The sequence below is a fragment of the Myxococcus vastator genome, from assembly GCF_010894475.1.
Classification (GTDB): Bacteria; Myxococcota; Myxococcia; order Myxococcales; family Myxococcaceae; genus Myxococcus; species Myxococcus vastator.
In genome coordinates, this window is the sequence record NZ_JAAIYB010000438.1 from 1 (window position 1) to 6,923 (window position 6,923).

Annotated in this window: 3 protein-coding genes; 2 read left to right on the forward strand and 1 reads right to left on the reverse strand. The window is 73.8% G+C overall.

The genetic code is table 11. The features are described from left to right. Positions 1-1,167, forward strand: a 1,167-nt coding sequence (locus tag G4D87_RS30675; protein ID WP_240358736.1) for a DUF4130 domain-containing protein, incomplete at its 5' end; no start/stop codon positions are given. On the opposite strand, the gene G4D87_RS30680 is transcribed toward G4D87_RS30675, so the two are convergent. Continuing rightward, positions 1,146-2,126, reverse strand: coding sequence for an aldo/keto reductase (locus G4D87_RS30680; RefSeq protein WP_163786250.1), 981 nt, complete (start codon positions 2,124-2,126; stop codon positions 1,146-1,148). The two genes, G4D87_RS30675 and G4D87_RS30680, sit on opposite strands and share 22 nt — an antisense overlap. Positions 2,127-2,353: 227 nt before the next feature. Here G4D87_RS30680 and G4D87_RS30685 point away from each other — a divergent pair. Next, positions 2,354-6,923: AMP-binding protein (locus G4D87_RS30685; RefSeq protein WP_163786251.1), on the forward strand; the 4,570-nt coding region annotated here is incomplete at its 3' end.

Below are 6,923 nucleotides of genomic sequence, written 5' to 3' on the forward strand. Positions count from 1 at the left end.
CGGGGGGAGCGGCCCGCGGCCGGACACCGGGGCGGTGGGGTGACGCACGTCTTCGTGGCGCCGGACCTGGCGTCCTTCCGGGTGGTGGCGCGGGGGCTGCTGGCGCGGGGCGAACCTCCGGAGCGGGTGCGCTTCGAGGAGACGCGGAGACGCCAGGGCACGTGGCTGGAGGCCGCGCGCTGGGAGGCCTGGGGGCGCGCCGCGTCCGGGGTGCCTCGGGACTTCGTGGGGTTGGCGCAGAAGGTGGTGTGCCACCGTGAGCCCGCGCGCTGGGGGCTGCTGTACCGCGTGCTGTGGCGGCTGACCCATGGAGAGCCGGCGCTGCTGGAGTGCCACGACGACGCGGACGTGCGGCGGCTGCGGTGGCTGGAGCACGCGGTGCGGCGGGACTCGCAGGCCCTGATGGCGGCCGTGCGCTTCCGCCGGGTGTGGCGGGACGGGCGCGAACACCATGTCGCGTGGTACCGGCCCGAACACCTCATCGTCCGGGACGTGGCGCCGTTCCTCGTGCGCCGCTTCCCGGCCTTCTCCTGGAGCCTGTTCACGCCAGGGACCTGGGCGCATTGGGACGGGGAGCGGCTGACCTTCGAGGAAGGCGGGGCGCCGCCGGAGTGGGTACGCGCCCGGGTGGGGCTGGCGGCGTCCCATTCGCGCCCTCGGGCGGACGCGGAGCGCACGTCCCTGCTGCTGGTGGGGGCTTCACCCGTGGACGGCGCGGAGCCGCCTTTCGCGGGGGCCGCGGGCACGCTCCTGGAGGTCGTGTTGGGACGCGCGGGGCTCACGCGCTCCCGTCGTCAGGTGGTGCGGCCGTGCGGGGACGGCTGCCGCGCGCGGCGCGGCGTGCTCCCTCCGGCGGCGCGGGGGGAAGGGCGCCCCTGCCGTCATGGGCTGGAGGCCGTGGTGGCGGAGGTCCGCCCGCGGATGATCATCGCGCTGGGGCCCGTGGCGGCGCAGGCCTTCCTGGGGGTGGCGTTTCGCATGCACCTGAGCCGGGGGCAGCTGTTGGACACGCGGTGGGCGGAGGGCTGGATGGCCACGTATGACCCCGAAGCGGTGCTCCGGCTCCCAGCGGGCCGGGCGCGGGCGGAGGCGCGCATCCACTTCGAAGCGGACCTCCGGTCGGCGGCGGCGTGGCTGCGGCGCGCTCAGAGTCCGCGCACGGCGTGAGGCTGGTAGGGGGCCTCCAGGGCCTTCACCTCGTCGGCGGTCAGCTTGAGGTCCACCGCGCGCACGGCATCTTCCAGGTGCTCCAGCTTCGTGGCGCCGATGATGGGCGCCGTCACCGCGGGGCGCGAGAGGAGCCAGGCCAGGGCCGTCTGCGCGGGGGGCACGTCGCGCTTCTCCGCGACGCTCCGGTTCGCCTCCGCCACGTCCCAGTCACCGGCCTGGTCATAGAGCATGGGGGACAGCGTGTCCGACTTCGCGCGCGTCGTGGCGTCCCTGTCCTTCAGCGACTTGCGCGAGCCCGCGAGCAGGCCACGCGCCAGCGGCGACCAGGGGATGACGCCAATGCCCTCGGCTTCGCACAGGGGCAGCATCTCCCGCTCCTCTTCGCGGTAGACGAGGTTGTAGTGGCCCTGCATGGACACGAAGCGTGTCCAGCCTCGCAGGTCCGCGACCCCCAGCGCCCGCGCGAACTGCCACGCATACGCGGAGGACGCGCCCAGGTAGCGCACCTTGCCCTGGCGCACGAGCTGGTCCAGGGCGGCCAGCGTCTCCTCCAGCGGCGTGTTCGGGTCCATCCGGTGAATCTGGTAGAGGTCGATGGCCTCCACGCCCAGCCGCTTCAGGCTGGCCTCGCAGCCCTGGACGATGTGCTTGCGCGACAGGCCCCGCATGTTCTGCCCGTCCCCCATGGGGAAGTAGACCTTGGTGGCCAGCACCACCTCGTCCATGCGCGCGTAACGGCGCAGGGCCCGGCCGGTGATTTCCTCACTGGCGCCCAGTGAATACATGTCCGCGGTGTCGAAGAAGTTGATGCCCAGCTCCACCGCCCGCCGGAAGAACGGCTGCGAGGCCTCTTCGTCCAGCACCCAGGGGCGCCACTTGGGCGTGCCGTAGCTCATGCAGCCCAGGCCGAGTCGAGACACGCGCAGGCCCGTGCGGCCGAGGTTTGTATATTTCATTTCGTGGCTTCCTCGCTGCTCCAACACAGGATGCGTCCGTCATAGCGCGATAGAGTGGGGTGCGCGCGCTAGGGCTTTCCCGGCTTCTCGGAATCCGGTACATAAAGTGCGAATCCGAGGGGGCGCTGAACGGATCGCCGTGGGGTGCCCCTCGTATTTCAGGGGAGGGGTGTGCGCCTTGGTGTTCCGGCTGGCGTCTTCCAGTCAGGCAACGGGACTCCGACGACATGCACCTTCCGATTCGCTCCCAGTACGCCTCCGAGGCTGCTCGCCCGGAAGGTGCCACCCTGGTGGACGTGTGCCGGACCCGGGCGGCGGCGCAGCCCGAGGACTGGATTTACACGTTTTTGGAGGATGAAGGCGAAAGCGTCCTCACGTACGCGGAGCTGGATGCGGGGGCACGGGCCGTGGCCGCGCTGCTCCAGCGGCACCTGGCGCCCGGCGATCGCGCGTTGCTGCTGTATCCACCGGGCCGTGAGTACGCGTTCGGCTTCCTGGGGTGCCTCTACGCGGGCGTGGTGGCCGTACCGGCCTATCCACCGGACCCGATGCGGCTCGGCCGCACCTTGCCGAGGCTCCAGTCCCTGGTGGCGGACTGTGGCGCGCGGGTGGCGCTGACGACGTCCGGCATCGCGGACATGGTGGATCCGCTGACGGAAGGCGCGCCGGATTTGCGCGCGCTCCGCTGGCTGGCCACGGACACGGTGGCCCTGGCGGAGGCAGCGGCCTGGCGCGCACCGGCCCTGAGCGGCGAGTCGGTGGCGTTCCTCCAGTACACGTCGGGTTCGACGGGGACGCCGCGAGGCGTGGTGCTGCGGCACCGCCACCTGCTGCACAACTCGTGGCTGATCGCCCGCGGCTTCGACGCGAGCCCGAACGCGGTGGGCGTCCTCTGGCTGCCGCCGTACCACGACATGGGGTTGATTGGCGGGCTCCTCCAGCCGCTGTACCGCGACTTACCCATGGTGTTGTTGCCACCGCTGTCGTTCCTCCAGCGGCCCATGGGCTGGCTGGAGGCCGTGTCGCGTTACGGGGGCTCGGTGTGCGGAGCGCCCAACTTCGCGTTCGACCTGTGCGTCCGGAAGAGCACGCCCGCGCAGCGGGCCGCGTTGGACTTGAGCCGCTGGGAGTCGGCCTTCTGCGGCGCGGAGCCGGTGCGCGCGGACACGCTGGAGCGCTTCGCGGAGGCGTTCGCGCCCGCGGGCTTCCGGCGTGAGGCGTTCTATCCCTGCTACGGCCTGGCGGAGGGGACGCTCATCGTGTCGGGCGGCGCGCGCGCGGCGGCCCCGGTGGTGCGGCGCTTCTCACGGGAGGGCTTGCTCCGGGGTGAAGCGCGAGCCCCCGAGGACGGGTCCGCGGAGGCCGTGCTGGTGGGCTGTGGCCAGGTGCTGGGCGACCAGGACGTGCGGGTGGTGGACCCGGTGACGCGCCGTCCGTGTCCGCCGGGCCGCGTGGGCGAGCTGTGGGTGCGGGGCCCCAGCGTCGCGGACGGATACTGGCAGCGGCAGGAGGAGACGGAGCGCACGTTTCACGGGCGGCTCGCGGACTCGGGCGAAGGTCCGTACCTGCGCACGGGGGACCTGGGCGTCATCGAAGACGGCGAGGTCTTCGTCACGGGCCGCGCGAAGGACGTGCTGGTGCTTCGGGGGCGCAACCACTATCCGCAGGACCTGGAGCAGTCCGCGGAGCGCTGTCACCCCGGCGTGCGTCCCGGCTGTGGCGCCGCGTTCCTCGTGGAAGAGGCGGGTGAGGAGCGGTTGGTGCTCGTCCAGGAGGTGGCCGCGAAGGTGGCGGCCGACGGCGCGGTGGCCGAGGTCGTCACGCGCATCCGCGCGGCCGTGTCCGAGGAACATGGCCTGGCCGCGTCCGCGGTGGTGCTCATCTCCGCGGGCTCCCTCCCCAAGACCTCCAGCGGCAAGGTGCAACGGCGCGCCACGCGCGAGGCCTTCCTGGCGGGGACGCTGGACGTCGTCCTCGCCTGGCGGGAGGCGTTGCCCACCGGGCGTGACGCGCCCTCGCGAATGGGCGCCTCGCGCGGTGAGGCCGTGCCCGCCTCCGTCGCGCCGGGGCGCTCAGCCGCCGAGGTGCTCCCCGCGCTGAGCCGCGAGGTGGCGGCGCTGCTGGGCGCGGACGCGCGCGCCGTGGATGTCGACGCGCCGCTCTCTGGGCATGGGCTCGATTCGCTCCGGGCGCTCGAGGTGGTGCATGCGGTGGAGGCCGGCTGGGGGGTCAGTCCGCCGGTGGCCTTCCTGCTCCAAGGCCCGAGCTTGCGTGAAGTGGCGGAGTGGGTATCGCGGGCCGCGGCCGACGCGTCCCCGGTCCTCACGGCCTCGCCCGCGTCCGCGGAGTCGTTCGTGCCGGTGGGGCAGCGCGCGCTCTGGTTCCTCCAGCGCATGGCGCCTGGGAGCACCGCCTACCACGTGGCTCGGGCGGTGCGGTTCCTCACGCCCGTTGACGCCGCCGCGCTGGACCGCGCCTTCTCGGCGCTGGTGTCCCGTCACCCCGCGTTGCGCTCCGCGTTCCCGGAGGAGCAGGGGGCGCCGGCGCGTCGGGAGAGCGCGTCCGTCCCCGCGCTGGTGCGCGAAGCCGCGGCCGCGTGGACGGAGTCCGCGCTGCGTGAGCGGCTCGACGCGGAGTCGCACCGCGCGTTCGACCTCGAACGCGGCCCCCTGCTGCGTGTGCACCTGTTCACCGGAGCGCCGCGTGGGGACGTGTTGCTGCTCGTCATGCACCACCTCGTCACCGACTTCTGGTCGCTGGAGGTGCTCGCCGGAGAGCTGGGGGCGCTGTACGCGGCGGAGGTCCAGGGGACGGCCGCGTCGTTGCCGCCACCGCCTCCGTCCGCGTCGCCCGTCCTTCAGGCGCTGGAAGCCAGCCTGGAGGGCGCGAGAGGAGCCGCGATGGTGGCCTGGTGGCGCGAGCGGCTGGGCGGCGAGCTGCCGGTGTTGGAGCTGCCTACGTCGCGCCCGCGTCTGCGGCTCCAGTCCTTCCGTGGCGCCACCGTCACCTTCACCGTGCCGCCGGAGACGGCCGCGCGGCTCAAGGCGCTGGCGCGCGACCAGGGCGCGACGCCCTTCATGGCGCTGCTGGCGGGCTATCTCGCGTTCCTGAGCCGCTACACCGGCCAGGAGGACCTCGTCGTGGGAACGCCCACCGCGGGCCGGCCTCGCGCGGACCTGTCACGGCAGATGGGGTACTTCGTCAACCCGGTGGCGCTGCGCGCGCGCGTGCCGCGGACACAGTCCTTCACCGCGCTGCTGGCCCACGTCCGCGCCACGGTCCTGGACGCACTGGACCATCAGGCGCTGCCCTTCGCGCGGCTCGTCGAGCAGCTGCAGCCGCGGCGAGACGCCTCGCGCGCGCCCGTCTTCCAGGCGATGTTCGCCTTGCAGTCCGGCCGTCCAGGACGCGAGGCGCTGGGCGGTCTGGCGCTGGGCGTGGAGGGCGCTCGAGCGCGGGTGGGCGAGCTGGACGTCGAGGCCGTTCCCCTGCGGCACCTCGCCTCCGCCTTCGACCTCTCGCTGATGATGGCCGAGGTGGAGGGGGGCTTCGCGGCCAGCCTGGAGTACTGCTCGGACCTCTTCGATGCGGACGCCGCGGCGCGGATGGCGCGCCACCTGGGTGCGCTGTTCGCCGCCGCCTCGTTGGCGCCGCACGCGCACGTGGGGGACCTGCCCCTGCTGGACGTCGCCGAGCGCGACCGCGTGCTGTCCCAGGGGCGTGGGGCGGCCCGCGTTCCTGGGGAAGCCCAGGCCGCGTCCGGGCGCGTGGAGCCGCCTGGGCTGCTCGCGCGGTTCGGTGCGTGGGCCGCGGAGACGCCGGACGCGGTCGCGCTGGTCGCGGGTCCGGCCCGTTGGTCCTACGCGGCGCTGGACGCCTGGGCGGGGCGGTTGGCGGCGCGGCTGCGGCGACACGGCGTGGCGCGGGAGGCGCGGGTCGGCGTGCTGCTGTCACGAGGCGGGCCCGAGTCCGTCGTGGCCTTCCTCGCCGTGCTCGCGGCGGGGGGCGTGGTGGTGCCGCTCGACCCCACGTCTCCCGCGGAGCGCCTGGAGTGGATGCTGCGGGACAGTGGCGCCCGGGTGCTGCTGTCCCACGCGAGTCTGGCCCGGCGTCTGGCGGTCCCCGAAGGCGTCGAGGTCCTGACCTGGGAGTCGCACGGCACGCAGGAGGTGCTGGACGCGACGCCCAGGGCCTCCGCCGCGGAGACGGGCGCCGCGTGGCCGCGCGAGGCCGCCGCGTATGTCATCTACACCTCCGGGAGCACCGGGCGTCCCAAGGGCGTGGTCGTCACCCACCAGTCAATGGCGCACCTGGCCCGGTCCTCCCTGGCGCTGCGGCCCGGCCCCGGCACCCGGGTGCTCCAGCACGCGTCGCCCGCCTTCGACATGTCCGTGTGGGACTACTTGATGGCGCTCACCACGGGGGCCGCGCTGCACGTGGCGCCAGCGGGGGAGGTGCTCGCGGGAGACGCGCTGTACCGGGTGCTGCGCGATGAGCGCATCACCTCCGCGCTGCTGCCTCCATCCGTGGTCGCGTTGCTGCCCGATGCGCCCCTGCCGGACCTGGCGGTGCTCATCGTTGGCGGCGACGTGTGCCCGCGCGAGCTGGTGACTCGCTTCGGGCCGGGCCGCACCTTCATCAACGGGTACGGGCCCACGGAGGTGACGGTCTGCGCGACCTGGGAGTGGAGCCCTCCTGGCGACCTGGCGCCGGGCATCGGCGTGCCCATGGCGCACGTCGACACGTACGTGCTGGACGCGGCCCTGCGCCCCGTGCCGGTGGGCGTGGCGGGCGAGT

Bases quoted from the DNA above. Each gene is read 5' to 3' on its own strand.
- G4D87_RS30680 (WP_163786250.1), bottom strand. From the start codon at position 2,126: ATGAAATATACAAACCTCGGCCGCACGGGCCTGCGCGTGTCTCGACTC.